Origin of the sequence: Paracoccus zhouxuedongae (assembly GCF_041927815.1) — a bacterium.
GTDB lineage: Bacteria > Pseudomonadota > Alphaproteobacteria > Rhodobacterales > Rhodobacteraceae > Paracoccus.
The window spans coordinates 1-25,713 of the sequence record NZ_JBHFHM010000017.1; the positions used below are offsets into that span (position 1 = coordinate 1).

General features: G+C 67.4%; 29 protein-coding genes. 11 read left to right on the plus strand and 18 right to left on the minus strand.

Annotated elements, in window-relative coordinates; translation table 11 throughout:
- Positions 1-81: 81 nt before the first annotated feature.
- Together phoU and phoB are read left to right on the plus strand one after the other, a co-directional pair.
- Entirely contained in the window at positions 82-804 is a 723-nt protein-coding gene (gene phoU / locus ACEYYA_RS14255) for a phosphate signaling complex protein PhoU (protein WP_374801587.1), read from the plus strand.
- Positions 805-807: 3 nt separating this feature from the next.
- Positions 808-1,500, plus strand: coding sequence for a phosphate regulon transcriptional regulator PhoB (gene phoB, locus ACEYYA_RS14260; RefSeq protein WP_374801588.1), 693 nt, complete (start codon positions 808-810; stop codon positions 1,498-1,500).
- Here phoB and ACEYYA_RS14265 read toward each other — a convergent pair.
- The 4 genes from ACEYYA_RS14265 to ACEYYA_RS14280 form a co-directional block, all read right to left on the minus strand.
- The gene (locus tag ACEYYA_RS14265; RefSeq protein ID WP_374801589.1) at positions 1,485-2,147 is read right to left on the minus strand and encodes a fumarylacetoacetate hydrolase family protein; all 663 of its coding nucleotides are present in this window, start codon (positions 2,145-2,147) and stop codon (positions 1,485-1,487) included. The two genes, phoB and ACEYYA_RS14265, sit on opposite strands and share 16 nt — an antisense overlap.
- Positions 2,144-3,013, minus strand: a complete 870-nt coding sequence (locus tag ACEYYA_RS14270) for a PfkB family carbohydrate kinase (RefSeq protein WP_374801590.1) — start codon at positions 3,011-3,013, stop codon at positions 2,144-2,146. The genes ACEYYA_RS14265 and ACEYYA_RS14270 overlap by 4 nt, the downstream gene beginning before the upstream one ends.
- Before the next feature lie 120 nt (positions 3,014-3,133).
- Positions 3,134-4,330 carry a dual-specificity RNA methyltransferase RlmN gene (gene rlmN / locus ACEYYA_RS14275; protein WP_374801591.1) on the minus strand — a complete coding sequence of 399 codons (1,197 nt, stop codon included), beginning with the start codon at positions 4,328-4,330 and terminating at the stop codon, positions 3,134-3,136.
- A gap of 98 nt (positions 4,331-4,428) precedes the next feature.
- Positions 4,429-4,950, minus strand: coding sequence for an invasion associated locus B family protein (locus tag ACEYYA_RS14280; RefSeq protein ID WP_374801592.1), 522 nt, complete (start codon positions 4,948-4,950; stop codon positions 4,429-4,431).
- A 159-nt stretch (positions 4,951-5,109) separates the two neighbouring features.
- Here ACEYYA_RS14280 and ACEYYA_RS14285 point away from each other — a divergent pair, with 159 nt between their 5' ends.
- Together ACEYYA_RS14285 and ACEYYA_RS14290 are read left to right on the plus strand one after the other, a co-directional pair.
- Positions 5,110-6,102, plus strand: coding sequence for an asparaginase (locus ACEYYA_RS14285; RefSeq protein ID WP_374801593.1), 993 nt, complete (start codon positions 5,110-5,112; stop codon positions 6,100-6,102).
- Positions 6,099-7,115 (plus strand): alpha/beta hydrolase, encoded by a 1,017-nt coding sequence (locus ACEYYA_RS14290; protein ID WP_374801594.1) that lies wholly within the window; start codon positions 6,099-6,101, stop codon positions 7,113-7,115. Before ACEYYA_RS14285 ends, ACEYYA_RS14290 begins: the two co-directional genes overlap by 4 nt.
- Here ACEYYA_RS14290 and ACEYYA_RS14295 read toward each other — a convergent pair whose 3' ends face one another.
- On the minus strand, positions 7,116-7,874 hold the full coding sequence (locus ACEYYA_RS14295; protein ID WP_374801595.1) for a TSUP family transporter: 759 nt from the start codon (positions 7,872-7,874) through the stop codon (positions 7,116-7,118).
- 62 nt (positions 7,875-7,936) lie between these two features.
- Between ACEYYA_RS14295 and ACEYYA_RS14300 the strand changes: the two genes are divergently transcribed.
- Positions 7,937-8,947, plus strand: coding sequence for an NAD(P)H-dependent flavin oxidoreductase (locus ACEYYA_RS14300; RefSeq protein WP_374801596.1), 1,011 nt, complete (start codon positions 7,937-7,939; stop codon positions 8,945-8,947).
- Here ACEYYA_RS14300 and ACEYYA_RS14305 read toward each other — a convergent pair.
- From ACEYYA_RS14305 to ACEYYA_RS14320, 4 genes are all read right to left on the minus strand, one after another.
- Positions 8,944-9,684, minus strand: a complete 741-nt coding sequence (locus ACEYYA_RS14305) for an SDR family oxidoreductase (protein WP_374801597.1) — start codon at positions 9,682-9,684, stop codon at positions 8,944-8,946. The genes ACEYYA_RS14300 and ACEYYA_RS14305 overlap by 4 nt on opposite strands.
- A 70-nt stretch (positions 9,685-9,754) precedes the next feature.
- Positions 9,755-11,350, minus strand: coding sequence for an ABC transporter ATP-binding protein (locus ACEYYA_RS14310; RefSeq protein WP_374801598.1), 1,596 nt, complete (start codon positions 11,348-11,350; stop codon positions 9,755-9,757).
- Entirely contained in the window at positions 11,347-12,165 is an 819-nt protein-coding gene (locus tag ACEYYA_RS14315) for an ABC transporter permease (RefSeq protein ID WP_374801599.1), read from the minus strand. Before ACEYYA_RS14315 ends, ACEYYA_RS14310 begins: the two co-directional genes overlap by 4 nt.
- A complete protein-coding gene (locus ACEYYA_RS14320) occupies positions 12,162-13,106 on the minus strand; it encodes an ABC transporter permease (protein ID WP_374801600.1) in 945 nt (314 codons plus the stop codon). The genes ACEYYA_RS14315 and ACEYYA_RS14320 overlap by 4 nt, the downstream gene beginning before the upstream one ends.
- 160 nt (positions 13,107-13,266) lie before the next feature.
- Between ACEYYA_RS14320 and ACEYYA_RS14325 the strand changes: the two genes are divergently transcribed.
- From ACEYYA_RS14325 to ACEYYA_RS14335, 3 genes are all read left to right on the plus strand, one after another.
- A complete protein-coding gene (locus tag ACEYYA_RS14325; RefSeq protein WP_374801601.1) occupies positions 13,267-14,745 on the plus strand; it encodes an ABC transporter substrate-binding protein in 1,479 nt (492 codons plus the stop codon).
- Positions 14,742-15,080: a cupin domain-containing protein gene (locus tag ACEYYA_RS14330; protein ID WP_374801602.1), complete on the plus strand. Its 339-nt coding sequence runs from the start codon at positions 14,742-14,744 to the stop codon at positions 15,078-15,080. The genes ACEYYA_RS14325 and ACEYYA_RS14330 overlap by 4 nt, the downstream gene beginning before the upstream one ends.
- A 67-nt stretch (positions 15,081-15,147) precedes the next feature.
- Positions 15,148-15,387, plus strand: coding sequence for a hypothetical protein (locus ACEYYA_RS14335; RefSeq protein WP_374801603.1), 240 nt, complete (start codon positions 15,148-15,150; stop codon positions 15,385-15,387).
- Positions 15,388-15,451: 64 nt separating this feature from the next.
- On the opposite strand, the gene ACEYYA_RS14340 is transcribed toward ACEYYA_RS14335, so the two are convergent.
- Together ACEYYA_RS14340 and ACEYYA_RS14345 are read right to left on the minus strand one after the other, a co-directional pair.
- Complete coding sequence (locus tag ACEYYA_RS14340; protein ID WP_374801604.1) at positions 15,452-15,766, minus strand: hypothetical protein; 315 nt, start codon at positions 15,764-15,766, stop codon at positions 15,452-15,454.
- 128 nt (positions 15,767-15,894) lie between these two features.
- On the minus strand, positions 15,895-16,686 hold the full coding sequence (locus ACEYYA_RS14345) for a L,D-transpeptidase (protein WP_374801605.1): 792 nt from the start codon (positions 16,684-16,686) through the stop codon (positions 15,895-15,897).
- A 328-nt stretch (positions 16,687-17,014) separates the two neighbouring features.
- Here ACEYYA_RS14345 and ACEYYA_RS14350 point away from each other — a divergent pair, with 328 nt between their 5' ends.
- On the plus strand, positions 17,015-17,275 hold the full coding sequence (locus tag ACEYYA_RS14350) for a GlsB/YeaQ/YmgE family stress response membrane protein (protein ID WP_374801606.1): 261 nt from the start codon (positions 17,015-17,017) through the stop codon (positions 17,273-17,275).
- A 53-nt stretch (positions 17,276-17,328) separates the two neighbouring features.
- On the opposite strand, the gene ACEYYA_RS14355 is transcribed toward ACEYYA_RS14350, so the two are convergent.
- From ACEYYA_RS14355 to ACEYYA_RS14380, 6 genes are all read right to left on the minus strand, one after another.
- On the minus strand, positions 17,329-18,495 hold the full coding sequence (locus ACEYYA_RS14355; RefSeq protein WP_374801607.1) for a DUF819 family protein: 1,167 nt from the start codon (positions 18,493-18,495) through the stop codon (positions 17,329-17,331).
- Between the two features lie 18 nt (positions 18,496-18,513).
- Positions 18,514-19,011, minus strand: coding sequence for a D-arabinono-1,4-lactone oxidase (locus ACEYYA_RS14360; RefSeq protein WP_374801608.1), 498 nt, complete (start codon positions 19,009-19,011; stop codon positions 18,514-18,516).
- 33 nt (positions 19,012-19,044) lie between these two features.
- A complete protein-coding gene (locus tag ACEYYA_RS14365) occupies positions 19,045-19,950 on the minus strand; it encodes an FAD-binding protein (RefSeq protein ID WP_374801609.1) in 906 nt (301 codons plus the stop codon).
- A complete protein-coding gene (locus ACEYYA_RS14370) occupies positions 19,947-20,330 on the minus strand; it encodes a c-type cytochrome (RefSeq protein WP_374801610.1) in 384 nt (127 codons plus the stop codon). Before ACEYYA_RS14370 ends, ACEYYA_RS14365 begins: the two co-directional genes overlap by 4 nt.
- The gene (locus ACEYYA_RS14375) at positions 20,330-20,977 is read right to left on the minus strand and encodes a TetR/AcrR family transcriptional regulator (RefSeq protein ID WP_374801611.1); all 648 of its coding nucleotides are present in this window, start codon (positions 20,975-20,977) and stop codon (positions 20,330-20,332) included. The genes ACEYYA_RS14370 and ACEYYA_RS14375 overlap by 1 nt, the downstream gene beginning before the upstream one ends.
- A gap of 133 nt (positions 20,978-21,110) precedes the next feature.
- Positions 21,111-23,273, minus strand: coding sequence for an esterase-like activity of phytase family protein (locus ACEYYA_RS14380; RefSeq protein ID WP_374801612.1), 2,163 nt, complete (start codon positions 23,271-23,273; stop codon positions 21,111-21,113).
- A gap of 142 nt (positions 23,274-23,415) precedes the next feature.
- Between ACEYYA_RS14380 and ACEYYA_RS14385 the strand changes: the two genes are divergently transcribed.
- Positions 23,416-23,736, plus strand: a complete 321-nt coding sequence (locus ACEYYA_RS14385; RefSeq protein ID WP_374801613.1) for a hypothetical protein — start codon at positions 23,416-23,418, stop codon at positions 23,734-23,736.
- A gap of 39 nt (positions 23,737-23,775) precedes the next feature.
- Positions 23,776-24,459: a L,D-transpeptidase gene (locus tag ACEYYA_RS14390; protein ID WP_374801614.1), complete on the plus strand. Its 684-nt coding sequence runs from the start codon at positions 23,776-23,778 to the stop codon at positions 24,457-24,459.
- 37 nt (positions 24,460-24,496) lie between these two features.
- Here the strand turns inward: ACEYYA_RS14390 and ACEYYA_RS14395 are convergent, their stop codons facing one another.
- Positions 24,497-25,702: an aminopeptidase P family protein gene (locus ACEYYA_RS14395; RefSeq protein WP_374801615.1), complete on the minus strand. Its 1,206-nt coding sequence runs from the start codon at positions 25,700-25,702 to the stop codon at positions 24,497-24,499.
- Positions 25,703-25,713 lie beyond the last annotated feature (11 nt).

Below are 25,713 nucleotides of genomic sequence, written 5' to 3' on the forward strand. Positions count from 1 at the left end.
ACACCGAGCAGATCTTCACCAATCCGCGCGATCCGCGCACCGAAAGCTATATTACCGGACGTATCGGGTAGGGGGACCGCCATGAACAAGTCACCGCATATCGTCAGCTCTTTCGACCGAGAGTTGGAAAGCGTGCAGACCATGGTGGTCAAGATGGGCGGCATGGTCGAAGCCGCCATCGAGGAGGCCGCCCGCGCGCTGGATACCCGCGACGAGGAACTGGCCGAAGACGTGCGCCGCCGCGACCGCGCCATCGACGCGCTTGAGGAAAAGATCAACGAAGAGGCCGCGCGCCTGATCGCCCTGCGCGCCCCGGCGGCCAGCGACCTGCGCATGGCGCTTTCGGTCATCAAGATCGCCGCCAGCCTGGAACGGATCGGCGACTTCGCCAAGAACATTGCCAAGCGCAGTCACGTCCTGGCGCATATGCCGGTGGTCGAAGGCGCGGGCGGCGCGATCCGCCGCATGGCCGGAACGGTCGAGGCGATGCTGGCCGACGCGCTGGATGCCTATATCCGCCGCGACGCCGATCTGGCGGCCGATGTGCGCCACCGCGATGTCGAGGTGGACCAGATGTACAACGCCCTGTTCCGCGAGTTCCTGACCTACATGATGGAAGACCCGCGCAACATTACGCCCTGTATGCATCTGCACTTCATCGCCAAGAACATCGAACGGATGGGCGATCATGCGACTTCGATCGCTGAACAGGTGATCTATCTGGTCACCGGCGATCTGCCCGACGAGGCCCGCCCGAAGACCGAAAGCGTCAGCCGATCCGGCCTTGACGAAGCCGGGGCCTGAGCCATGGCAAGTCACAGCCAACCCTGCGTCCTGGTGGTCGAGGACGAATCCGCGCAACGCGAAGTGCTGAAATACAACCTCGAGGCCGAGGGCTTTGACGTGGTCATGGCCGAAAACGGCGATGAGGCGATGCTGCTGGTCGCCGAGGAAAACCCCGATCTGATCGTGCTGGACTGGATGCTGCCCAATGTCAGCGGCATCGAGGTCTGCCGTCGCGTCAAGGCCAATCCCGAAACCCGCGGCATCCCGATCATCATGCTGTCGGCCCGGTCCGAGGAAACCGACCGCGTGCGCGGGCTGGAAACCGGTGCTGATGATTACGTCGTCAAACCCTATTCGGTGGTGGAACTGATGGCGCGGCTGCGCACCCAGTTGCGCCGCACCCGCCCGACCACCATGGGTGAACGACTGTCGTTTCAGGACATCATCCTGGACAGTGGCGAGCATCGCGTATTCCGCGCGGGCCAGCCCCTGCACCTTGGCCCGACCGAGTTCCGCCTGCTGTCGACACTGATGGAAAAGCCGGGCCGCGTCTGGACGCGCGAGCAGTTGCTGGATCGCGTCTGGGGCCGTGACATCTATGTGGACACCCGCACCATCGACGTGCATGTGGGCCGCCTGCGCAAGGCGCTGATGGTGAACGGCGGGTCGAACCCGGTGCGCACCGTGCGCGGCACCGGCTATTCGCTGGGCTGAATCCGCAGGCTGAGCGGCGCCAGCCCGTCGATCTCGGCCTGAACCTCATCGCCGGGGCGCAGCGGGCCGACGCCGGCGGGCGTGCCGGTGAACACCAGATCGCCCGGCTGAAGCCGATACAGGCTGCCCAAAGTGGCGATCAGCGCGGGCAGCGGCCAGATCATCTGCGACAGCCGCCCATCCTGACGCGGCGCGCCGTTCACCGATAGCCGGATCGCCTGGTCACCCGGCAGGCCCCAGGTCTCGGCTAGGGTCAGCGGTCCCAGGATCGCGCTATTGTCGAAATCCTTGCCCAGATCCCAGGGGCCGCGCGTGTCCTTGGCGCGGGCCTGCAAGTCGCGTCGCGTCAGATCCAGCCCGACCGCATAGCCAAAGACGCCCGAGGGGCCAAGCGCCGCGACCAGCTCGACCTCATGATGCAGGTCGTCGGTGCCGGACGGGAAGGGGATGGTGCTGCCCGACAGGGCGATGGCAGGGGCGGATTTGGTAAAGATGGTCGGCATGTCGCGGCGGGGGGCGTTGCCCATTTCGGCGGCATGGTCGGCGTAATTGCTGCCGATGCAGAAGATCCGGCGCACCGGGAACAGCGCGTCGCTGCCGGTGATCGGCAGGGCGACGGGCGGGGCGGGGTCAAAGGCATAGGTCATGGCTGTCCTTTCAGAAAGGCCTCAACCGCGTCGCGGCTGGGAATGGCATCGGCGGCACCGGCACGGGTGACCTTCAGTGCGGCGGCGCCTGCGGCGAGCCGCAGGGCGGCGGCGTGGGGTGCGCCTGCGTCACGCGCGGCGGCGAAATAGCCGGCAAAGGTGTCGCCCGCGCCGGTGGTGTCGACCGGATCGACGGCAAACGCTGCCTGCCGCAAGACCTGCCCCCCGGCCAGGCGCAGTTCGGCCCCCTCGGCGCCCAAGGTCACCAGCATCTCGGGCAGGTCGGGGTCACGGCCAAGGGCGGCGCGCAGTTGCGCGGCCTCGACGGCGTTCAGGGCCAGCGTGGTGACATGCGGCAAGACCTCGGCCACGGCCCCGGCATCAAAGGGGGCGGCACTGGCGATCACCGCCATGCCCCGTGCCCGCGCCATGGCGGCGGCCCGTGCGGCATGGGCGGTCTCATTCTGGATCAGCAGCAGGTCGCCCCCCTGCGCATCGGCCAGCCCCCGGTCGACCACATCCACAGCCATCGCCCGGTTCGCGCCGGGAAACAGCACGATCTGATTTTCGCCCGCCCCATCCAGATAGATGATGGCATGGCCGGTCGGCACATCGATCCGCGCGATCCGCCCGCAGTCGACCCCCGCCCTGGACAGCCGATCGATCACCCAGTCATCCCCCGGCCCGATCGCGCCCAGATGCACGACCCGCGCCCCGGCCCGCGCCGCGGCGACCGACTGGTTCGCGCCCTTGCCGCCCAGACCACGTTGATACGAACTCGAGGCCAGCGTCTCACCCGGCGCGGGAAAATGCGGCAGCTGATACACATGGTCGATATTGATCGACCCCAGATTGAAGATCGCCATCGCGCCCCCCTTTGGCCGCAGCTTGGGCCGCGCGCGCCTCCGCGTCAACGCTGCGCGGATGGCGCCCGCTGGATGAGTATTTATGCAAAGCGGAAGCCCATTTCCTCTTTGCCCAAATACTCACTCGACGCTGGTGACTTGCGCCTCGGCGGCAATCTGGGCGGCGGATTTGCGGCCACGTTCGGTGGCGGATTTCAACTGGCCGCAGGCGGCCATGATGTCCTCGCCGCGCGGGGTGCGGATCGGGCTCGCGTAACCGGCCTTGTAGATGATGTCCGCGAAGGCCTCGATCCGGTCCCAGTCGCTGCGCTGATAGGGGGCGCCGGGCCATTCGTTGAAGGGGATCAGGTTGATCTTGGCCGGGATGCCCGCGATCAGCTTGACCAGGCGGCGGGCATCCGCATCGCTGTCGTTCACGCCTTTCAGCATCACATATTCAAAGGTGATGCGTTCGCTGTTGGACAGGCGCGGGTAATCGCGCAGCGCCGACAGCAGCGTGGCGATGTTCCATTTCTTGTTGATCGGCACCAGCTTGTCGCGCACCTCATCGGTGGTGGCGTGAAAGCTGATCGCCAGCAGGCAGCCGATCTGCTCGGCGGTCTTGGCGATTTCCGGCACGATGCCGCTGGTCGACAGGGTGATGCGGCGGCGCGACAGGCTTAGCCCTTCGCCATCCATCACCACCTTCATCGCGTCGCGCACATTGTCGAAATTATAAAGCGGCTCGCCCATGCCCATCAGCACGACATTGCTGACCAGCCGCGTTTCGTCCTTGGGCGCGCCCGGTTGCGGCCATTCGCCCAAGTCGTCGCGCGCCAGCATCACCTGGCCGACGATCTCACCCGCCGTCAGGTTGCGCACCAGCTTTTGCGTGCCGGTATGGCAGAAGGAACAGGTCAGCGTGCAGCCCACCTGGCTGGAAATGCACAGCGTGCCGCGGTTTTCCTCGGGGATGTAGACGGTTTCGACCTCATGCCCACCGGCGATGCGCAGCAGGTATTTGCGGGTGCCATCGGCGCTGATCTGACGGGTGACGATCTCGGGCAGGGCGATCTCGAAATGCTCGGCCAGAAAGGCGCGGTAATCCTTGGCCAGGTTGGTCATCCCGGCGAAATCGCGCAGGCCGAAGTGATAGACCCATTGCCAGATCTGGCCGACGCGCATCTTGGCCTGGCGCTCGGGCGTTCCGGCTGCGATCAGCGCGGCCCGCAACTGGTCGCGGGTCAGGCCGACGATGTTGATCCGCCCGCCCTCGGGCAGTTTGCGCGGGATGGTCAGCACGTCTTGCGTGATCGGGGCGGCGGGTGCGGTGGTCATCGTCAACATCCTGTGGGGCAAGGCACCGATATAGGCGATCCTGGGCCAAAACGAAAGCGGCCCCCGGTGGGGGCCGCCGACAGCCGGTCACGCCGGGCTTACTTGCAGCGCGATTCCGCGCCGCCAAGCGCCGCCGACGATCCGGTCAGCGAAAACGTGTCGGTGATGACATTGCCACGCCCCGACCGCGAGGTGATCACGGCGCTGGAGCCGGACTTCATCGCGGCGATGATCTTGGCGTCATCGGCGGGCGAGCCGCCCCAGGCGTTTTCGCCCTCGGTGAACAGGTTGAACTTGGTGCCGCCGATGGCGACCTCGACCGTCGATCCGCCGGCGAAGGGATAGCCGCCCGCATAGGACACTTCGCCGCCCTGACCGGGACGGAAGGTCACGAACAGATAGGATTTGCCCCGGTTGACCTGCACTTCCGACCCGTCCTTGGTGGCCTTCCACGAGGTCGGCTCGCTGACGCCCCAGCATTCCTTGGGGCTGGCGGCCACATGCACGCGCCAGTCGCCCTTTTGTTCGACGAAGCTGTTGTCCTGCGCGGCGACCGGGCCGGCCAGCCCGGCGATCAGTGCGACACTGGCGGCGATCCCGCCCGCAATGGCTTTGCTCATGTCGGTCTCTGCCTCCATTTCGTTGCCCATGGTCCTTTCGGACCTTGCCGCCCGTATTTTCGGTTCGCGGGCGGCATTTCAACCCGATATGGTGGTGATAACGCAATTGTGGCGCGGGGTGAAACCCCCTGCGGCCGGAACAGGGGTGAAAAGACGGCGATGACAGCAGTTCCGATGATCGAATTGTGGCGCGGCGGGATGCTGGAAAGCGTGCATCATGGACATGCGGTGGTGTTTGGGCCGGGCGGGGTCGAAGCCGCCTGGGGTGATGCCGATGCGGTGATCTTTCCGCGATCGTCGTGCAAGATGATCCAGGCGCTGCCGCTGATCGAAAGCGGCGCGGCGGATGCGGCGGGGCTGAGCCAGCGGCAACTCGCGCTGGCCTGCGCCAGCCATAACGGCGCCGCGATCCATACGCAGGCGGTCGCAGCCTGGCTGGCCGATCTGGGCCTGGCAGAGGGCGACCTGCGCTGTGGCACCCACAGCCCGCGCGACCCCGAGGCCCTGCGCGCCATCACCTGCACCGGCGATGCGGCCTGCCAGTTGCACAACAATTGTTCCGGCAAGCACGCCGGTTTCCTGACGCTGAACCGACACCTTGGCGGCGGGTCGGAATATGTCGAGGTCGACCACCCCGTCCAGCAGGCCTGCAAGGCCGCGTTCGAGGAAACCGTGGCCGAGACCAGCCCCGGCTATGGCATCGACGGCTGTTCGGCCCCGAACTTTGCCTGCACCGTGACCGGTCTGGCGCGGTCGATGGCGACCTTTGCTGCCGCGCGTCAGGGCGGCGGCCGGCGCGCCGATGCGATGGCGCGGCTGACGCAGGCCATGGCCGCCCACCCCGAGATGGTGGCAGGTGAGGGCCGCGCCTGCACCGATCTGATGCGCGCCATGGGCGGGCGCGTGGCCGTGAAAACCGGGGCCGAGGCGGTGTTCGTGGCGATCTTGCCCGAACAAAGCCGCGGCATCGCGCTGAAGATCATGGATGGCGGCACCCGCGCCTCCGAGGCCGCGATCACCGCGCTTCTGGTGCATCTGGGCGCGCTGGACGCCGCGCATCCGGTTGTCGGCACCTATCTGACCGATCCCCACAAGAACTGGCGGGGCATCGTGACCGGCGACATGCGCCTGGCCCGCGGGTTCGCGGCATGAGCGTGACCGACATCCTGACCCGCACCGCGCTGCGGGCGATGACGCGCCTGCCTGGCGCGCTGGTGGCACGGCTGGCGGGGACACCCGTGCAGGTCGACGGGCAGCGGCTGGACCCCTTGGTGCAGCTTTTGCTGCGCGCCTCGGGGCAGGCGGAGGATCGGATCGGCAGCGTCGATGAGCTGCGCGCCGATTTCGACCGGCAGGGTGACTGGCTGGCCCCGCAACCGCAGCGTCCGGTGGCGCGGTCGGATCTGACGCTGCCCGGCGGGGCAGGGCCGCGCCCGTTGCGGCGCTATCGTCCGCAGGGCATCAGTCAGGGGGCGGTGCTGTTCCTGCATGGCGGCGGCTATGTGGGCGGGTCGATCGCCTCGCATGATGCGGTTTGCGCGGCCCTGGCCGATCGGGCCGGGGCGCAGGTCTTTGCGCTGGATTACCGGCTGGCGCCGGACCACCCGTTTCCAGCCGCGCCGCAGGATGCCATCGTGGCGTTTCGCGCCCTGGTGCAGCGCGCCCCCGATTTCGGCATCGACCCGCGCCGGATCGCGGTCGCGGGTGACAGCGCCGGTGGGGCGCTCGCGGCCATCGTCGCGCAGGCTTGCCGCGCCGATGCGGTGCCGCCCCGGTTCCAGATGCTGTGGGTTCCGTGGGTCGATCTGGCGGGGCGCTACCCCTCAGACGATCTGTTCGGCACCGGCTTCTTCCTGACGAGCGAGAGGCTGGGCTGGTATCGCGATCATTATCTGGCCGGCGCGGATGCGGCGGACCCGCTGGCCTCACCCATCACGGGCGATGTTGCGGGGGTTTGCCCGGCGGCGGTGATGGTCGCGGCGTTTGACCCGCTGCGCGATCAGGGCCGCGCCTATGCCGCGCGGCTGAAGGCGGCGGGCGTGCCGGTCGATCTGCGCGTGGTCGCGGGCGTGCCGCATATCATGCTGAACGCGGCCGGTCACATCCCCGCCGCCGCCCCGGCGATGGATGACGCGGCGGCGCTGATCCGGCAGGCACTGGCCTGATCAGATCATCTGCCAGATCAGCCGGATCGCCAGTGCGGTCGAGGTGATGACCAGCAGCGGCTTGATGATGCGTGCGCCGACGCGCATGGCCAGCCGTGTCCCGACCAAAGCGCCCGCCATTTGCGCCAGCCCCATCACCAGCCCCAGCATCCAGATCGGCGGGCTGACGATGGCAAAGGCTACGATGCCGCCGATATTGCTGGCAAAGTTCAGCATCTTGGTATGGGCCGTCGCCTTCAGGATGCCGTAGCCCGCCAGCATGACGAAGCCCAGCATGTAGAAGGCCCCGGCCCCCGGACCCACCAGCCCGTCGTAAAAGCCGATCAGCGGCGCGACGGTGATGGTAAAGATCGCCGGGGTCAGGCGTTGCTGGCGGTCGGTATCGTCCAGCCCCGGCTTCAGCGCAAAGAACAGCGCGATGCCGATCAGCACCACCGGCAGGGCAAAGCGCAGCGCCTCGGTCGGGACGAAGGTCACCAGAAAGGCCCCGGCCAGCGACCCCAGAAAGGCCATCAGCGCGCCCCATCCCTGTCTGCGCAGATCGACCAGTCCGCGCCGACCATAGGCCCAGGCGGCGGTGGCCGCGCCGAACGCGCCCTGCACCTTGTTGGTGGCCAGGGCCTGCACCGGCGGCACCCCGGCAAGCATCAGCACGGGCAGAGTGATCAGACCGCCGCCGCCCGCGATACTGTCGACGAAGCCGGCAAAGAACGCAGCGCCGATCAGCAAGGCGATCAGCTCGGGGGCAAGGTCGATCATGGGAAACTCCTTGCGCTTGTTTTCCGGGGCGTGGCGCGCAAAGTAAAGGGGTGAGGTGCGCGATGAAGCTGACTGACTTGGGGCTGATCCATCCGATCTGGCAGGCACCGATGGCGGGGGTGGCGACACCGGCGCTGGCGGCGGCGGTCGATGCGGCGGGCGGATTGGGCGGGCTGGGCCTTGGGGCGATGAGCGCCGATCAGGCCCGCGCGGCGATGGCCGAGGCGCGGGCGCGCGGGGCGCGGCACCTACATGTCAACCTGTTCTGCCATGTCGCGCCCGCGCGTGATCCGGCCATCGAGGCCACCTGGCTGGAACGGCTGGCGCCGGATTTCACGGCGCTGCACGCGACCCCGCCCGACCATCTGACCGCGCCCTATACCAGCCTGCGCGATGATCCGGCGATGCTGGCCGCTGTCATCGAGGCCCGGCCCGATGTCATCAGCTTTCACTTCGGCCTGCCGCATCCCGACCAGCTTGCGGCGCTGCGCGCGACCGGGGCGTTGCTGGCGGTCAGCGTGACCAGCCGGGCCGAGGCCCTGATCGCCCGTCAGGCCGGTGTCGACCTGGTGATCGCGCAGGGCTGGCAGGCCGGTGGGCATCGCGGCATCTTTGATGAAAACGGACCTGACGCGCGTCTTTCAACGCTGGAACTGCTGGCTGAATTGACCGATCTTGATCTGCCCTGCATTGCGGCGGGTGGCATCACGACGCCCGCCGATCTGCGCGCCGCGCGCGCTGCCGGGGCCGTCGCAGTGCAGGCGGGCACCGCCTTTCTGGCCACGCCCGAGGCCGCGACGGATGCCGGTCATCGCGCCGCTTTGGCGGGTGGGCAGACGGTGATGACGCGGGCGATCTCGGGGCGGCCGGCGCGGTCACTGGTCAACCGGATCACCGCCCATGACGATGCCCAGGCCCCGGCCTATCCGCTGACCTATTCGGCGGGCAAGGCGCTGATCGCGGCGGCGGCGCGGGCGGGCCAGCCCGGCTATGGCGCGCATTGGGCAGGGGTCGGCGCGGCGCAGGCGCAGGCGGTGTCCGCCGCACGGGTGGTGGCGCTGCTGGCAGGCTAGATGCAGCGGCCGCCGTCAACCTCCAGCCGGACACCGGTGATCAGGCTGGCCTCATCCGAACACAGGAACAGCGCGGCATTGGCCAGATCCTCGGGCGTCGAGAACCGCCCCAGCGGGATCGACGACAGGAAGCGGGCGCGCATCTCGGGCGTGTCCTCGCCCATGAAGCTGGACAGAAGCGGCGTTTCCCCGGCCACCGGACACAGCGCATTGACCCGCACCTTGTAGGGCGCCAGCTCGATCGCCATGGCCTGCGTGGCGGTGACCATCCACCCCTTTGAGGCGTTGTACCAGTTCAGCCGGGGCCGTGGGCTAAGCGCGGCGGTCGAGGCGATGTTCAGGATCGCGCCGCTGTTGCGGGCCTTCATCAAGGGCACGATGTGGCGCGCGGTCAGATAGACCGACTTGGCATTGACGGCCAAAACGCGGTCGAACTCGGCTTCGGTGACGTCCTCCATCGGCATCGGCAGATGGGTGATCCCGGCGTTGTTCACCAGGATGTCGACCCGATCCCAGGCGCGCAACGCCGCCTCGGTCATGGCGCGGACGCTGGCGTCGCTGGCCACGTCGACCTGTTGCGGGGTAGCATCCAGCGCACCGGCGACGGCCCAGGCGGCGGCCTCGTCGATGTCGGCGATCATGACCGCCGCGCCCTCGGCCACGAAACGCTGCGCGATGCCCGCGCCAAAGCCCGACCCCGCGCCGGTGATGATTGCCGTCTTGCCTGCCAGCCGCATGATGCCCCCCATGATCGCGCCGCCACAGTGGCACAGGCGGCGGCAGACGCAAGAGCTAGGGGCGCAAGGGTCAGGCAGGCTGCCAGTCGGGCGGGATCACCGGCGCGGCCTCGATCAGGCGGCGGGTATAGGGATCGCGCGGGTCGGTCAGTACCCGGTCGGTCGGGCCGTCCTCGACGATGCGACCGGCTTGCATCACCAGCACCCGGTCGGTGATGGCGCGGACCACGTTCAGATCGTGGCTGATGAACAGATAGGACAGGCTATGGCTTTCACGCAGCCCGGCCAGCAGGTCCAGCACCTGCGCGCGCACACGGACGTCCAAGGCGCTGACGGCCTCATCCAGGACGATCAGTTCGGGGCGGATGATCAGCGCGCGGGCAATCGCCAGGCGCTGCCGCTGGCCGCCGGAGAACTGGTGGATGAAGCGGTGCATGTCATCGGGGGACAGGCCGACTTCGGTCAGGGCCTGGGCCAGCCGGTCGCGGGCATCGCGCGGGCGGCCGGTCAGGTGGAACGGCTCGGCCAGAAGCTGATCGACCCGCCAGCGAGGGTTGAAGCTGCCGTAGGGATCCTGAAACACCGCCTGCACCTTGGCGCGCAGGTGACGCGGCATCCGCCGCCCGGCCTGCACCGGTTCGCCGTCCAGCAGGATTGTGCCGCCTTGCAGCGCGTCCAGCCCCAGGATGGCGCGCGACAGGGTGGATTTGCCGCAGCCGGATTCGCCGACCAGCCCCAGGCTTTCGCCGCGCGCGATGGTCAGCGACACACCGTCGACGGCGCGCAGGCCGGGGCCGGGGGCGGCGAACAACCCGCGCCGGGGGCCGGGATAGATGCGCAGCGCCTCGCGCACCTCAAGGATCGGCGCGGCCTCGGGTGGCGGCAGGCGGGGCGCCGGCGGCACATGGGTCGCGGCGACAAACAGCGCGCGGGTGTAGGGATGGGTCTGGCGGGTAAAGACGTCGCGGGTGGGGCCGGTCTCGACCACCTGACCCGCCTGCATCACCGCGACCTGTTCGGCCCGGTCAGCGATCACCGCAAGGTCATGGGTGATCAGCAGGCAGGCCATGCCGTCCTGATCGACCAGGCTTTCCAGAAGATCCAGCACCCCGGCCTGCGTGGTCACATCCAGCGCGGTTGTCGGCTCATCCGCGATCAGCAGCGCCGGGCGCAGGGCGATGGCAAGCGCAATCGCCACCCGCTGCCGCTGTCCGCCGGAAAGCTGATGCGGATACAGATCAAGCCCAAAGCGCGGCGCGGGCAGGCCCACCCGGTCCAGCTTGTCGCGCGCCACGGCGAGCGCCTGATCGCGCGGCATCCCGGTATGAATGCGCAGCGTCTCGGCCACCTGATCGCCGATCGTCATCAGCGGGTTCAGCGCCGTCATCGGTTCCTGAAAGATCATGCCGATGCGGGCACCGCGCAGCGCGCATAGCGCGTCCTCGGGCAGGGTCAGCAGGTTCTGATCCGCCATCATGATCTGCCCGCTGGCCTGTGCGCCGTGCGGCAGCAGCCCCATGATCGCCAAGGCCGTCATCGACTTGCCCGACCCGCTTTCACCGACAAGCCCGAAGATCTGCCCCGCGGGAATGTCGATATCGACATCGCGCAGGATCGGCTTGTCGTCGATGGTCAGCGCCAGATCGCGCAGGGAAATCAGGCTCATACCGCGCGCCTTTTCAGGCGGGGGTCCAGGTGGTCGCGCAAGCCATCGCCCAGCAGGTTCAGCCCCAGCACGGTGACGACGATGGCAAGGCCCGGAAAGATGGATGTCCAGGGCGCCAGCATGAACCAGGTCTGCGCCTCGGCCAGCATCCGGCCCCAGCTGGGCATCGGCGGCTGCGTGCCAAGGCCGACATAGGACAGCCCGGCTTCGGCCAGGATGCCCAGGCTGAACTGGATCGTGCCCTGAACGATCAGCAGGTTCAGGATGTTGGGCAGGATATGTTCGGCGCTGATGCGCAGGGTGGATTTGCCCGCGACCTCGGCGGCGCGGATATAGTCCAGCGTCCAGACCGACAGCGCCCCGCCCCGGCTGACGCGGGCAAAGACCGGGATGTTGAAGATGCCGATGGCGATGATGGCATTGATGGCCGAGGGGCCGAAGACGGCGGTGATCAGGATGGCGATGACCAGGCTGGGAAAGGCAAAGATCAGGTCGTTGCCGCGCATGATCACCTCATCCAGCCAGGATCCGCGCCGGGCGGCGGCGGCCAGCCCCAGCGGCACCCCCACCGCCATGCCGATCCCGACCGCGATCAGCGCCACGCTGATCGAGGCCCGCGCGCCGACCATGACCATCGACAGGATGTCGCGGCCAAAGTGGTCGGTGCCGAACGGATGTGCGGTGCTTGGGGCTTGCAGCTTGTCGGCAATCGCCAGTGCGGTCACGTCATAGGGCGTCCAGACCCAGGACAGGATGGCGGCCAGCAGCGCCGCCCCGGCCAGGATCGCGCCCAGAATGATCGAGGCCGACCTCATGCTGCGGCCCGCAGGCGGGGGTCGACCAGGGCATAGGCCAGGTCGGTCAGGAAGGTGACGATGATGACGGCAAAGACCAGCAGCATCACCACCGATTCCACCACGATCAGGTCGCGCTGCGTGATCGCCTGAAAGATCAGGCGGCCAAGGCCGGGCAGGACAAAGACGTTTTCGATAATGATCGTGCCGGCCAGCAGAAAGGAAAACTGCATCCCCAGGATGGTCAGAACCGGGATCAGCGCATTGCGCAGCGCGTGGCGCCACAGCACCTGGGCGCGGCTCAGGCCCTTGGCGCGGGCGGTGCGGATGTAATCCTGGCCCAAGGTCTCGACCAGGGCTGATCGCAGCACGCGCGCCAGGATCGCGGCTTGGGGCAGGGCCAGGGCTATCGCCGGAAGGATCAGCGATTTCAGCCCGTTGACCGGGTTCGACCAGCCCGCGAAGCCACCGGCGGGCAGCCATTTCAATTGCAGCGTGAACAGCAGGACCAGCAGCGTCGCCAGCCAGAAGTTCGGCAGCGCGATCCCCACCTGCGCTGCGCCCATGACCCCGGTATCGACGGGGGTGCCGCGCCGCGCGGCGGCCAGAATGCCGGTGGGCAGCGCGATCAGCGTCGACAGGCACAGCGCCATCACCGCCAGCGGCAGGGTGACGGCCAGCCGCTGCGCCACCAGCTCGGCCACCGGCGTGCGATAGGTGTAGGACAGGCCGAAATCGCCGCGCAGCATCCCCGTCACCCAGGACAGATAGCGCATCGGCAACGACTGATTCAGGCCCAGGCTGTCGCGCAGCGCGGCCACCGTTTCGGGGCGGGCGTTCAGGCCCAGCATATAGCTGGCCGGATCGCCGGGGATCACCTCGATCACCGCGAAGATCACCAGCGAGGCCACGACCAGGCTTGCGATCAGCGACAGGATGCGGCGGGTCAGATAGGCGGCCATCGGGTTCCTCGGGCGGGTTGGGGCAGGCTGGGGCGGGATCGCGGCGCGGTCAAGGGGCGTCTTTGGCCCTGCCCGCGGCGATTATCCTTGATCGGGCCGGGGCGGGCGATCATCCTTGGGGTGCGATGCGGCCCGCCGCGCCCCAACCGGAGGTTTCCCGATGCTTTCCCGTTTCCGCATGACCGTGGCCGCCCTGGCGATGATGTCGGCACCGGCCTTTGCCGCGCCCGACGCGCTGACCCTGGGCATGGTGCTTGAGCCGCCGAACCTTGACCCTACCGCCGGTGCCGCCGCCGCCATCGACGAGGTGGTCTATGCCAATGTGTTCGAGGGGCTGACCCGGTTCGGGCCGGATGGATCCACCCAGCCCGCGCTTGCGACACGCTGGGAGGCCAGCCCCGATGGCAAGGTCTATACCTTTCATCTGGCAAGCGGCGTGACCTTTCACGACGGAACCGCCTTTGACGCCGAGGATGTGAAGTTCAGCCTGGAACGCGCCAAAGCCGAGGGCAGCACCAATGCCCAGAAAGAGATCTTCGAGGGGATCGAGGCCGTCGAGGTGATCGACCCCGCCACCGTGCGGATCACGCTGAAGAACCCCGATGGGGCGTTCCCCTACAAGATGTCTTGGGGCGATGCGGTGATCGTTGCGCCGGAAACAGCCGCGAACAACGCGACCAACCCGGTTGGCACCGGGCCGTTCAAGTTCAGCGAATGGATCAAGGGCGACCGCATCACGCTGACCGCCTTTGACGGCTATTGGGGCGACAAGCCGGCGCTGAAAACCGCGACCTTCCGCATCATCGCGGATCCGACGGCGGCCTATGCGGCGATGATGGCGGGCGATGTCGATGCCTTTCCGATGTTTCCCGCGCCCGAGACGATGGCCCAGCTTGGCGCCGATCCGCGCTTCAAGGTGGTCATCGGCGTGACCGAGGGCGAGACGATCCTGGCGATGAACAACCGCCATCCGCAACTGGCCGACCCCAAGGTGCGGCAGGCGATTGCCCATGCGATCAACCGGCAAGAGCTGATCGACGGCGCGATGTTCGGTCAGGGCACGCCGATCGGCACGCATTTTTCGCCCGCCCATCCCGATTACGTCGATCTGACGGCGCAATCGGCCCATGACACGGCGAAATCCAAGGCTCTGCTGGCCGAGGCGGGCGTGACCGGCCTGAAGCTGCGCCTGGCGCTGCCGCCGCCTCCCTATGCCCGCCGCGGCGGCGAGATCGTCGCGGCGCAGTTGCGCGCCGTGGGGATCGAGACCGAGATGGCCAATCTGGAATGGGCGCAGTGGCTGGAACAGGTCTACAAGGGCCATGACTTCGACCTGACCATCATCAGCCATACCGAACCGATGGATATCGACATCTATGCGCGCGGCAAGGATGGCTATTACTTCGGCTATGACAGCGCGGATTTCAAAGCGATCATCGACAAGCTGAAGATCACCGTCGATCCGGCCGAACGCAGCGCCCTGTTGAAGGCGGCGCAACAAAAGATTGCCGATGATTACGTCAACGCCTATCTGTTCCAACTGCCCAAGACCGGGGTCTGGAATGCCAAGATCGAAGGTCTGTGGGAAAACGCGCCGACACAGGCGAATGATCTGACCAAGGTAAGGTGGCTTGAATGACGTTGATCCTGCCGGTTCTGCCCGAGGGTGAACCCGAGATTGAAACCCCGTCGCCGGATGTGCTGATCTCGGGCCATCCCGAGCATCGGACCTGGAACCTTGAGGAGCGCGACGGGCTGTATTGCGGGATCTGGGAATCGACCCCCGGCGCCTGGCGCGTCGCCTATGAGGAATGGGAATACATCCGCATTCTGGCCGGCCATTCGGTGCTGACGGGTGATGACGGCAGCCGCGTCGACCTGCGGGCGGGCGATAGCTGGATCATCCGCCCCGGCTTTACCGGCACCTGGGAGGTGATCGAGACGACGCGCAAGGATTACGTCCTGATCGCCTGACGGGCGTTCTTGCCGATCAGGGGGGGCGCATGGCATGACGGCGGGGCAACGTGCCCTGAGGTCATCCATGCGCTTCCTGAAACTGTTGATCATCGTCGCCGTCGCCGGTCTGGCCCTGCTGGGGCAGCGGTTCCATGCCTACGCCACCAACACCGAAACGCCCTTTGATGAGGTCGGGATCGAGATGATGCGCCATGCCCCGGCGCCTGCGCGGGACTGGGCCTGCGGGCGACTGAAGCAGACCTTTGGCGAAAAGACGCTGCCGCCCCATGGCTGCGGCACGGCGGATGGGCGGCAGTGGCGCTAGGCTGCTGAGGGCCTATCCTGAAAAAGCCCCGCCAGTGGCGGGGCTTTTGCGTTCCGGGTCGGTGTCAGGCGGATTGGCGCTTGCTGCGTTCGGCCATAGCGCGGCGCAGGGCGGCGGCCAGGATCTGTTCCTTGCCGCGGGTGCCGTCATTGCGCGCGGCGGGTGTGGAACCCTGCGGGGCGGCCTTGCCGCGCGCCTCGCGGCGTTGGCGATTGCCGATGTCGCGGGCGCGGTCGCGGCGGTTGCGCAGGGCGTCGATCAGGTCGCGCAGCTCGGCATCGGCCAGGCGCGACAGGGCAGGCTGGCGGGCGCGATCATCCAGTTCGCGTTCCGCCTGATCCAGGGCGCGGGCTTCGGTCGGGGTCAAGGTGGTGGCCATCGGTCGATCCTGTGTCATGGGTCTGTTTCGTGTCAGTCTCCCGCCAACCCCCGACCGGCGCGAAAGGTTGCATGAAAAAGCCCCGCCGGGGGCGGGGCTTTTCGGGATCGTCCAGCGCGTCGGGCCGATCAGGCGCCGGGCTGGCCGGGCTGTGCCGGGGCCTGCTGCGCGGCGGCGGCGGCCTCGGCGGCGGGGATCACGAAGCCCTCGGGGGTTTCGACCAGCGGCCCTTCCAGACGCAGGCTTTCTGCGCGCGAGCGGACGCGAACCTGGCTGCCCATCGGCACCTCGTCATAGATATCCAGAATGTCCTGGTTGAATACCCGGATGCAGCCGGCGGTCGTGGCCTTGCCGATCGAGGCCGGGTCCATCGTGCCGTGGATGCGGTACATCGTATCCTTGCCACCGCGATACAGATACAGCGCGCGCGCGCCCAGCGGGTTGTTCAGCCCGCCCGGCAGGCCGCCAGCCAGCGACGCATAGGTTTCGGGCATCGTGCGGATCATGTTCTGGGTCGGCGCCCAATAGGGCCAAGCCGCCTTGCGACGGATCGTGGCATCGCCCGAAAAGCCGCGACCGGCATCGCCGACCGAGACGCCAAAGCGCATCGCCTCGCCGTTTTCAAGGACGTGATACAGGAAGCGCGCATAGGGATCGACGACCAGCGTGCCGGGCGCGTCGGGACCATTATAGGCCACGCGCTGACGCTTGTTGCGGTCGCGCAGATATTCCGGGCGGACGGCGGGAATGTGGATCGGCTCGCCCTTGGGGCCGGTGTCGATGCGCGCCTGATATTCGGGCGGCACCACCGGCGCGGCGGGGGCTGCGGGCGGCGTCGGGCCGCAGGCGGCCAGTGCCATCGCGGTCAGCAGCGCAAGCCCCGGCAGGGTGCGCGACAGGATCGGTTTCAGCGGGGACATGGCAGTGTCCTTTCCGGTCAGGGGTTGGTCAGGCGGCGGTGCGGGCGACGAATCCCCGCGCGGTCACGCCGCGACGAAACATTGCCGCGCAGTTTGGAGGGGCTGGCGCGCGGCGCGTCAAGCAAGCCCGGCGCCTGTTGCGCAGATCACACGGCTGTGGGGGATTCCCTGCAACAGGTGGGGCGGCCGATCACATGTCGGGCGACGGGATTTCACAAAAACTTCACCCTCGGCGGGAACCAGCCGGTCGCGTGCGGGTTGTGCCGTCAAGAGAACACGATCCGGTCAGGTGAAAGCCGCCGGCCATCACTTTGAAAGGAATAACGACATGCTGACGGGTCTTCTTGTTGCCATCATCATCGGTGCGATCGCTGGCTGGCTGGCCGGCCAACTGGTCAAAGGCCACGGCCAGGGCCTGGTGATGAACATCGTCATCGGTATCCTGGGCGCGGTTCTGGCCTCGTTCCTGTTCCCCGCCATGGGCATCACCATCGGCGCGACCGGCTCGATCCTGGGCTCGATCATCTTCGCGACCATCGGCGCCGTGATCCTGCTGCTGCTGATCCGCCTGTTCAACCGCGCGGCCTGATCATTCGGCCAATGCGTGACGCAGACCCCCGCCATCGGCGGGGGTTTTGCGTTTCACGGCAGGGTGGCGTGCAGAAGCTGGGCCACGCCGATCCCCAGATAGTTGCCAAGGGCATAGCCCAGCACCGCCACCGCGATCCCCGGCACCAGCACCGCGCGGTTCTTCAGCGCCCCGGCGATGACCGGAATGAAGGGCACCGACATGATCGCCGCGCCGGATGCGATCAGATAGCTGTCGCGGTCGATGTCGAAGATCTTGCAGATCAGCAGGTGCAGCGCCATCGACCCGAAAATGACGAACAGGAAATAGCCGCCCAAGGCCCAGTCCATCTGGGTGAAAATGCGGGTGTCCAGCATCGTTGCCGAGGCAAAGCAGAATACAAGGATCAGATACATCCCCAGGTGAAAGCCAGTGCGGACACGGTGCAAGGGCGGCACCATCGACCCGATCAGCCCCAGCGTGGTCAGCGTCAGGATGGTGACCGTGCCGGATGCGGCGGGCGAAAATAGCCGCCCCAAGGCCACCCCGACACCCACCGCCAGCACCGAGGCCGCCAGCACCAGCGCCGATCCGGGCCAGGTCTTCGGCTCCAGCAGGCGGCGCCAGGCATGGGCGGAATCGTCGGCCAGATGATCCATGTCGCTGTGGTCAATGTCGCTGGCCGCCGGGGCGGCGTCTTCGACCTGCGGATAGGGCCGCAGGACAAGCCCTGCCAGCCGCTGCCCCGCCAGCACGATCACCGCCATGTAGATCGTGGAGAACACGATGTCATAGGTGATCATCGTCAGGAAAAGATCCTGATCCGCGCCCAATGCGGTCTTGACCGCGCCCATGTTCACGCCCGACCCGGTATAGGCCCCGACGGCCATGCCCGCGACCTGCCAGAGGTCGGCAATGGTGCCGCGAAAGATCAGCGCGCCGATCAGGCTGGCCGCGACCACCGCGACGAAGGCGGCGATGATCGCCGTCAGCGCACCCTTGGCATCGCGCAAGGCGCGGCGGATGTTGGCGGCAAAGATGATCATCGGCAGCGCCAGGGCGACGCTGACCTCGGCCACGCTTTGCTGAATCGCGGCCAGCGGGCGCAGGTCGAACAGGATCGCCGCGACAAAGCCGGCCAGAAAGGTCAGCGGCACCACGCCGATCCGGTCGGCCAGCCGGACATTCTGCGCCAGCAGGATCACCGCAAGCGGCATCAGGGCAAAGATCAGGATCATCATGACGGGCCCTTTGCGGGATCAGGCGGGGAAAGCCTCGCCGAACAGATCGGCGGTGCGGCGGTTCAGGAACTTGCCGGTCGGGTCCAGACGGCGGCGCAAGGCCAGGAAATCGCCAAAGCGCGGATAAAGATCGGCCAGATCGCGCGCCCCCAGCGAATGCAGCTTGCCCCAATGCGGGCGGCCGCCATGGGCGCGCATCATCGGCTCGATCTGGTCGAACAGCACGTCATAGGGTTCGTCCTGCGCGCAATGCACGGCGATGGAACAGCGCGGGCCATCGTTGAACGGGCTAAGCCAGGCGTCATCGGCACCGGTAAAGCGCACCTCCATCGGGAAGAAGCTGGCCGGGTCGGATTCGACGATGGCGATAGCCTGACGCAGCGCATCGGTCGCTGTCGCCTCGGGGAGGTGGTATTCCATCTCGTTCATGCGGGTGACGCGGGCGGTGGACAGCAGTTTCCACGACAGGTCGGTTTCATTCTCGACCAGCCCGTCGGGGAAGTTCTGGGCCAGCACATAGGCCTCGAACGCCTTGCGCCGCGCCCAGGGTCACCAGCCCAGCACATCGCGCAGGGTGCGGAAGGTGGCGATGAAATCCTCATCCCGGCTGGGGGCGCGACCGGCAACCGGGCCGTCATGCAGATCATGGGTGATGACCGCCGCATAGCCGGTGTGGGGCAGAACGTAGAACTCGTGATAATGGTGGCTGCGGGCCTGATCGTGCATCGTCTCGATCGCCTGTTCGGTGGGGATCAGGAACATCTTGCGGGTCAGGGCAAAGCGGTCGACCAGTTCGACGTCAAAGCGCGTCATCACGCCAAGCGCCCCCATCGAGACGCGGCCCGCATCGAACAGATCGGGGTCCGAGGCGCGGGTGACGTCATGGGTGCTGCCGTCCGGCGTGATCAGGCGAAAGCCGGTGATGCGGCCGTGCAGGGCGGTCAGGTCGCGGCCGGTGCCATGGGTGGCGGTGGCGTAAGACCCGGCCAGCGTCTGCACGTCGATGTCGGGCAGGTTGGGGAAGGCCAGCCCCGCCTCATCAGCCAGCATCGCGGCCTGGCGCAGACGGGTGCCCGCGCCAAAGCGGGCGATGCGGGTGGCGGGGTCGGCCTCGATCAGGCCCGAGAGGCGGCTGACATCGACCATCATGTCGTCGGTCGGCACCAGGTCGATGAAGGCGTGGCCGCTGCCCATCGGCCGCACCCGGCCCGTGGCAGTGGCGATGCGGGCGGCCAGGTCGGCTTCGGTTTGTGCCGAAAAGATCTCCGACGGCGCGGCGTGGTGCAGGCCCGACCAGTTGCGCCACAGCCGCCGCCCCTCGGGCGCGGCGGGGGGGCGGGGGGAGAAGCCGGGGCGGGCGTGGTCGGTGGCCAGCCAGCGGGCCTGCATCACCGCGGGCACGGCCAGCACCGCGGCGGTGCCGCCCAGCAGGGCCTGGCGTCGGGTCAGCTTCATGATGCGTCCCCCTGGCCCGACATGAAGTCGATCAGCGCCATCAGTTCGGCCTCGGTGCAGTCGGGGCACAGGCCCATGGCGGGCATGTTGCCAAAGCCGTCGCGGGCCGAGGCGACCAGCCCGTCGATGCCGCGTTCCGCGATCCGGGGTTTCCAGCCGGCGACATGCCCGGTCAGCGGGGCCATGGCGTCGGGGAGTGCGTGGCAGGTCACGCAGGACCGGTCATAGATCGCGGCAAGGGCCGGGTTGTCCGGGCGCAAGGTGCTGGCACGGGCGATGTCGTCGGGGCCGGGCGGGGGCGCGGTGCCCGGCACGGCCATCAGGCGCCACAGGCCAAGGGCGGCCAGCACGGCCAGGGCAAGCGGGATCAGGCGGCGCATCAGGCATCCCCCAGGGTTGGATCGTCGGTCAGATAGGCGGACAGATAGCGGTCAAGCACCGCATGCAATTCGGCCAGATGCGCCTGTTCGGCCTCGGGCGAGGGCGCGCGCAGCACCAGTTCTTCCAGCGACAGGGCGATCTGCACGGTGGTGGCCGCGACCACCCCGGCATCGGCGCCGTGAAAGCCGTCCTGCCCGGCCTGCCAGCGGGCCGCTAGGAACGCCAGGATGTCGCTGTTGTAATCGTCATCCAGCCCCTGCGGGCCGCGCCGCGCGGCGATCAGCGTCAGCAGCGGGCGATAAAACGGGTGGTCGCGCAGAAAGCCGATCAGCAGCTCGACCACCGCCGCCAACCGGTCGCGCCAGCCGCCCGGCCCGTCGACGGCGCGTTCCAGCCCGTCGCGCAGATCGGCTGCGGCGCGCAGGTAAAGCTCATCGACAAGATCGTCCAGCGTCGGGAAATAGCGATAGATCGAGCTGACCGGCACATCGGCCTGCGCGGCGATCAGCGTGGCCGACAGCTGGCTGGGCGGGTGCCGGGTCAGCACCTGGACGGCGCCGTCCAGGATCTGCTGGACGCGCAACCGCGCACGCGCCTGTTTCGGCGCAGGGCGGCCAAGCAGCGCCCCGATTGCCGGATCATCCATCGCCGCCCTCCCCTGCGCGACGGGGCCGGATCGGCCCGCAGCGTCAGATTAGCGCGGCGATGGCGGGCGTCACGAAAAAACGGAATAAGTTTCCGTTTTTTCGTGGCCGTGACGTTACGTCACACGCACCGGGCTACTTGGTGACCGGGCCGATGGACCAGAACATTGTCTCGCCCGAGTGGTCGTCAACGCCGTCATTGTCGGTCACGACCCAGCCCTCACCTGCGGCGTCGATGGCGAAGCCCTCGACCTTGTCCAGCACATAGCCGCCGGTTGCCTTCAGATCGGGGATCAGGTCGCGCAGCAGCGTCTTGGAGACGACCGGCAGCGGTTCGCCGGGCTTCGCGGGGGTGACGGCGGCCAGATCGACGGTGTAGATCGCCTTCAGCTTCGCCAGATCGCCCACCAGATTGTCGCGCTCGATCACATAGGCGGTGCCGCCCGCGATCTGGATTTCCGACAGCCCGATCCAGCCGTCGCCCTTGGGTTCCAGCGGATAGGCGATGGCGGTCCAGGCGTCGTCCTTGGCGGATGTGTCAAAGCGCATCAGCTTGACATGACCCTTGGCGTCGTCAGCCCATTCGCGCTGCACGGCCATCCACAGCATGTCGCCGTCGCGCGCGATCCCCTCCAGCCCGAAGCGGGTTTCGCCCTTCAGCCACTCGGCGGGCAGGCCGATCTCGGCCTTGATCTCGCCCTTGGCGTTGACGTTCAGGATGCCATGCGGGAACAGCTTGGCGCTGTTGCCCTCGGTCGCCAGCCAGAAGCCGCCCTTGCCATCGGTGGTGATGCCTTCCAGATCCAGCTTTTGCGCGGGCTGGCCGTTGCGGGTGACGGTCATCGCACCGGTGATGCGCGCCGGTTTTGCGGTGGCGTCGATGGTCAGGATCTGCGGGTTCATGTCATAGGCGCTGTCGGTCACGGCATAAAGCAGGCCGGGCTTTTCAGGATCGGCCGTCAGCCCCGACAGCGCACCCCAGGTGATGCCCTGATCCGCGATCAGATGCGGATAGGTGGGCGCGCCGTCCTGACGTTCATAGACCATGACATGCGCCCGCGCCGCGCCGTCTGCGCCAAGATCGGTTTCATTGGCGGTCACGAACAAGTTGCGCGACGGGATCGCCACCAGCCCTTCTGGCCCGATGCCCGAGGGCAGCAGTTGCAGCAGTTCCGGCGCCGCCGGGTCTGTCACGTCATAGACCCCCACGACCGATCCGCGCTCGGATGCCACAAACAGCAAGGGCTGGTCGCCGAACCGGGCGAAGGCCAGGCCCTCGGGCTCCACACCCTTGGATTTGCTGCGCTTTTCGGGATAGTGGCCGATTGCGGTGATGGCTGCCTCGAAGCTGTTGCCAGAGTCGTAAACCACGCTGCCGTCCTTGGCCCAGATGGTGAAGCCGCGCGATCCGCCCTTCCAGTCGCCTTCATTGGCGGTGGCGAAATGGCTGTCGTCGATCCATTTCACCGCATCGGGTTCGCGCGCGCGGCCCGGTTGATCGCCGGTCGGATCGACGCGGCCATCGGTTTTCGTATCGATGCCGGTCAGATCGACGCTGCCCGCGCTGAAATGCGACGCGACCGCGCCATCGGCCTCGATCACGACGATATGGTTGTTTTCCTGAAGCGTGACGACGATTTCGCCCAGGCCGTTGATGTCCAGAAACTCGGGCTCGGGGTCGTCACCGGCGATCTCGGCCAGGCCGGTCATGGCGATGACCTGTTTGGCGGCGCAATCGACGGCACCATCCTTGACGGGCAGTTTCACTACGAAACCGGCGGGCATCTGCGGCAGGTCGCCGTCATTCACCTCTTCGTCGCGCTCATTCTCGATGGCGACCGCGATGAAGCTGCCGTCCGGGGCACGGGCCACGCTGTCGGGCTGGCCGCCCAGATCGCAACTGTCGGTGACGGTCTTGCGCGTGATGTCGACGGTGCGCAGCGCGCCCGAGGGTTCGGTGAAGGATGCCGAGGTGTTCACCCCTACAAAGGCGGTGCCGCCGATGACGACCGTGGTCGTCGGCTCGCCGTCCATGGAGATATTGCCCAGCGGCTTCGGGGCGCGGGCGTCGGTCAGATCGACCAGACCGATCGCGCCCAGGGGGCTGTCGGAATAGATCGCGGTCAGGCCGTCTTCGGTGACGGCGATGATCTCGGCCGAGGTTGGCCGGCTGCGATCCTCACCATCGGCCATGTTGGCGGTGGTGGGGAAGCTGGCGACACGGTTGAAGCTGGTCTCGGCCAGAGTCGGGGCGGCGGCGATCAGGGCCAGGGCAGAGGTCAGGATGGGCAGGCGCATGGGGGTGTCCTTGTAGAGTGGCTGCGCCTGATCTGCGCGGCCTGTGTAACATCCGCATGTCAGGCCCGTCGGCTGATCGCGCGCTTGTGTAGGGCAGGGGCTGGACCTGCGCGGCGGTCTTGGTTAGCGGGGCGGCATGAGGATGCTGCGGACCCTTCTGGTGGCGCTGGCGATGCTGGCCCTGGCCCTTCCCCTTTGGGATGGGCGGGCTGTGGCCGCCAGTGGCGAGGCCCAGGTCGCGGTCGCGCTGACCGACGCCCCGCCACAGGCCGAGGCGGGGGGACATGTCGAACCGGCGGGTGCCTGTCTGACCGGTGCGCCCTGCGGCCCCGATCTGGCGCCGCCGCCGCCCGATCTGCATCTGCCGCCGCCCCCCGGCCCCGGACAACCGCGCGCCGAGGGGCGCAGCTTTGCGCCAAAGGCGCTGACATCGACGCCGCGCAGGCCGCCCCGGCTGATCTGAACGCCCCCCGTTCAGAACCATCAGCCAAAGGACAAAACCATGATGAACCGTCGCTTTTTCGTCGCCGCCGGGGCGGTGGCTGGCCTGTCGGCCTGTGCCCCAGCGATCCCCAAGCCCCCGCCCGAGCCGCCGCGCCCGGTCTGGCCGCCGCTGCCTGCCTTTTACGGCGCGATTTACGATGAGCCTTACCCGATCCCCGCCGTGCCCGAGGGCATCGTCGATCCGCGCCTGTGGCGGCAGAGCGTCGACAACCCCTATCCCGGCGATCCGGTCGGCAGCATCGTCGTCGATCCCGGCCAGGGCTATCTGTATCTGCTGGAAAGCCGCGACCGGGCGCTGCGCTATGGCGTCGGCACGGGGCGGCAGGCGTTCTCGTGGTCGGGTGTGGCGCGGATGCAGTTCAAGCGGAAATGGCCGGTCTGGCGGCCGACCGCGAACATGATCGCGCGCGACCCCTCGCTTGAGCCTTATTCGGTTGCCAATGGCGGGATGCGCCCCGGTCCGCCCAATCCGCTGGGGTCGCGGGCGCTGTATCTGTTCCAGAACGGCGTCGATACCTATTACCGCATCCACGGCGGGTGCGAGCCGCAATTCCTGGGCAAGGCGGTGTCGGCGGGCTGTATCCGCATGTTGGATCAGGACGCGATCGACCTGTATGACCGGGTGGGACACGGCGTGAATGTGCGCGTGCTGTGGGCCGACCAACTGGACGAGGCCCCTTAAGGGGCTGCCGGGCCGGGGTGACCCGGCCCGCCGTCTGTCATCCGACGATGTTCTGCTCCGGGCCGTAAGGATATTTGGTGATATCCTCGGCCCCGTCCTCGGTGATCACCAGAATGTCGTGTTCGCGGTAGCCACCGGCACCGGGCTGCCCTTCGGGGATGGTCAGCATCGGTTCCATGCTGATGACCATGCCGGGTTCCAGCACGGTGTCGATATCCTCGCGCAGTTCCAGCCCGGCCTCGCGGCCATAGTAATGCGACAGCACGCCAAAGCTGTGGCCGTAACCGAAGGTGCGGTATTGCAGCAGTTGGCGTTCGGCCAGGAACTCGTTGATCTTCGCCGTCACCTCGGCGCAGGACACGCCGGGTTTCAGCAGGCTCATGCCGTATTCGTGGGTATCAATGTTGGCCTGCCAGATCTTCATGCTGGCCGGGTCGCATTCGCGCACGAACATGGTGCGTTCCAGCGCGGTGTAATAGCCCGAGATCATCGGGAAGGTGTTCAGCGACAGGATGTCACCGACCGCCAGCTTGCGCGCGGTCACCGGATTATGCGCGCCGTCGGTGTTCAGCCCCGACTGGAACCAGACCCAAGTGTCGCGGTATTCGGCATCGGGAAAGCGGCGGGCGATCTCGGCCTCCATCGCGTCACGGCCTGCCATGGCGACGTCGATTTCCCGCGCGCCCACCTTGATCGCGTCATGGATGGCAAAGCCGCCCACATCCGCCGTGGCGGCCCCGGCGCGGATCAGCTCGATCTCGGCGTCCGATTTCAGCATCCGCTGCTGCATCGTGGCCAGCGATATGTCGACCCCGCGCTTGGGTTGCAGGAAGTGGTTCAGCTTTTCCGACTGCACCAGCGTCAGGTGGTCGGCCTCACAGCCCACGACCTTGCCGGTGCCTGCCACGCTGGCGACCGCGCGCCAGAAATTGTCGCGCTGCCAGTCTGTATAGGTGATGTTATCGCCATGGCAGCGCCGCCAGGGTTGGCCCGCGTCGATGCCCGCACTGATCGTTACGCTGTCGTTATGGGTCACGACCAGCCCGTAAGGGCGGCCAAAGCTGCAATACAGAAAGCCCGAGTAATAGGCGATATTGTGCATCGAGGTCAGCACGCAGACATCGACGCCATGCACCTCCATCGCCTCGCGCAGGCCGGCCAGGCGGGCCTCGTATTCATCGGCGGAAAACGGCAGCGGGGCCTTGGTGCCGTTGTGGAAACGATACATGTCGGGGCGGTTCATTCTTCCCTCCG

Excerpts from the sequence above, each read along its gene's own strand:
- phoU (WP_374801587.1), top strand. The coding sequence starts at position 82 with ATGAACAAGTCACCGCATATCGTCAGCTCTTTCGACCGAGAGTTGGAA.
- phoB (WP_374801588.1), top strand. The coding sequence starts at position 808 with ATGGCAAGTCACAGCCAACCCTGCGTCCTGGTGGTCGAGGACGAATCC.
- ACEYYA_RS14265 (WP_374801589.1), bottom strand. The coding sequence starts at position 2,147 with ATGACCTATGCCTTTGACCCCGCCCCGCCCGTCGCCCTGCCGATCACC.
- ACEYYA_RS14270 (WP_374801590.1), bottom strand. The coding sequence starts at position 3,013 with ATGGCGATCTTCAATCTGGGGTCGATCAATATCGACCATGTGTATCAG.
- rlmN (WP_374801591.1), bottom strand. The coding sequence starts at position 4,330 with ATGACCACCGCACCCGCCGCCCCGATCACGCAAGACGTGCTGACCATC.
- ACEYYA_RS14280 (WP_374801592.1), bottom strand. The coding sequence starts at position 4,950 with ATGAGCAAAGCCATTGCGGGCGGGATCGCCGCCAGTGTCGCACTGATC.
- ACEYYA_RS14285 (WP_374801593.1), top strand. The coding sequence starts at position 5,110 with ATGACAGCAGTTCCGATGATCGAATTGTGGCGCGGCGGGATGCTGGAA.
- ACEYYA_RS14290 (WP_374801594.1), top strand. The coding sequence starts at position 6,099 with ATGAGCGTGACCGACATCCTGACCCGCACCGCGCTGCGGGCGATGACG.
- ACEYYA_RS14295 (WP_374801595.1), bottom strand. The coding sequence starts at position 7,874 with ATGATCGACCTTGCCCCCGAGCTGATCGCCTTGCTGATCGGCGCTGCG.
- ACEYYA_RS14300 (WP_374801596.1), top strand. The coding sequence starts at position 7,937 with ATGAAGCTGACTGACTTGGGGCTGATCCATCCGATCTGGCAGGCACCG.
- ACEYYA_RS14305 (WP_374801597.1), bottom strand. The coding sequence starts at position 9,684 with ATGCGGCTGGCAGGCAAGACGGCAATCATCACCGGCGCGGGGTCGGGC.
- ACEYYA_RS14310 (WP_374801598.1), bottom strand. The coding sequence starts at position 11,350 with ATGAGCCTGATTTCCCTGCGCGATCTGGCGCTGACCATCGACGACAAG.
- ACEYYA_RS14315 (WP_374801599.1), bottom strand. The coding sequence starts at position 12,165 with ATGAGGTCGGCCTCGATCATTCTGGGCGCGATCCTGGCCGGGGCGGCG.
- ACEYYA_RS14320 (WP_374801600.1), bottom strand. The coding sequence starts at position 13,106 with ATGGCCGCCTATCTGACCCGCCGCATCCTGTCGCTGATCGCAAGCCTG.
- ACEYYA_RS14325 (WP_374801601.1), top strand. The coding sequence starts at position 13,267 with ATGCTTTCCCGTTTCCGCATGACCGTGGCCGCCCTGGCGATGATGTCG.
- ACEYYA_RS14330 (WP_374801602.1), top strand. The coding sequence starts at position 14,742 with ATGACGTTGATCCTGCCGGTTCTGCCCGAGGGTGAACCCGAGATTGAA.
- ACEYYA_RS14335 (WP_374801603.1), top strand. The coding sequence starts at position 15,148 with ATGCGCTTCCTGAAACTGTTGATCATCGTCGCCGTCGCCGGTCTGGCC.
- ACEYYA_RS14340 (WP_374801604.1), bottom strand. The coding sequence starts at position 15,766 with ATGGCCACCACCTTGACCCCGACCGAAGCCCGCGCCCTGGATCAGGCG.
- ACEYYA_RS14345 (WP_374801605.1), bottom strand. The coding sequence starts at position 16,686 with ATGTCCCCGCTGAAACCGATCCTGTCGCGCACCCTGCCGGGGCTTGCG.
- ACEYYA_RS14350 (WP_374801606.1), top strand. The coding sequence starts at position 17,015 with ATGCTGACGGGTCTTCTTGTTGCCATCATCATCGGTGCGATCGCTGGC.
- ACEYYA_RS14355 (WP_374801607.1), bottom strand. The coding sequence starts at position 18,495 with ATGATGATCCTGATCTTTGCCCTGATGCCGCTTGCGGTGATCCTGCTG.
- ACEYYA_RS14365 (WP_374801609.1), bottom strand. The coding sequence starts at position 19,950 with ATGAAGCTGACCCGACGCCAGGCCCTGCTGGGCGGCACCGCCGCGGTG.
- ACEYYA_RS14370 (WP_374801610.1), bottom strand. The coding sequence starts at position 20,330 with ATGCGCCGCCTGATCCCGCTTGCCCTGGCCGTGCTGGCCGCCCTTGGC.
- ACEYYA_RS14375 (WP_374801611.1), bottom strand. The coding sequence starts at position 20,977 with ATGGATGATCCGGCAATCGGGGCGCTGCTTGGCCGCCCTGCGCCGAAA.
- ACEYYA_RS14380 (WP_374801612.1), bottom strand. The coding sequence starts at position 23,273 with ATGCGCCTGCCCATCCTGACCTCTGCCCTGGCCCTGATCGCCGCCGCC.
- ACEYYA_RS14385 (WP_374801613.1), top strand. The coding sequence starts at position 23,416 with ATGCTGCGGACCCTTCTGGTGGCGCTGGCGATGCTGGCCCTGGCCCTT.
- ACEYYA_RS14390 (WP_374801614.1), top strand. The coding sequence starts at position 23,776 with ATGATGAACCGTCGCTTTTTCGTCGCCGCCGGGGCGGTGGCTGGCCTG.
- ACEYYA_RS14395 (WP_374801615.1), bottom strand. The coding sequence starts at position 25,702 with ATGAACCGCCCCGACATGTATCGTTTCCACAACGGCACCAAGGCCCCG.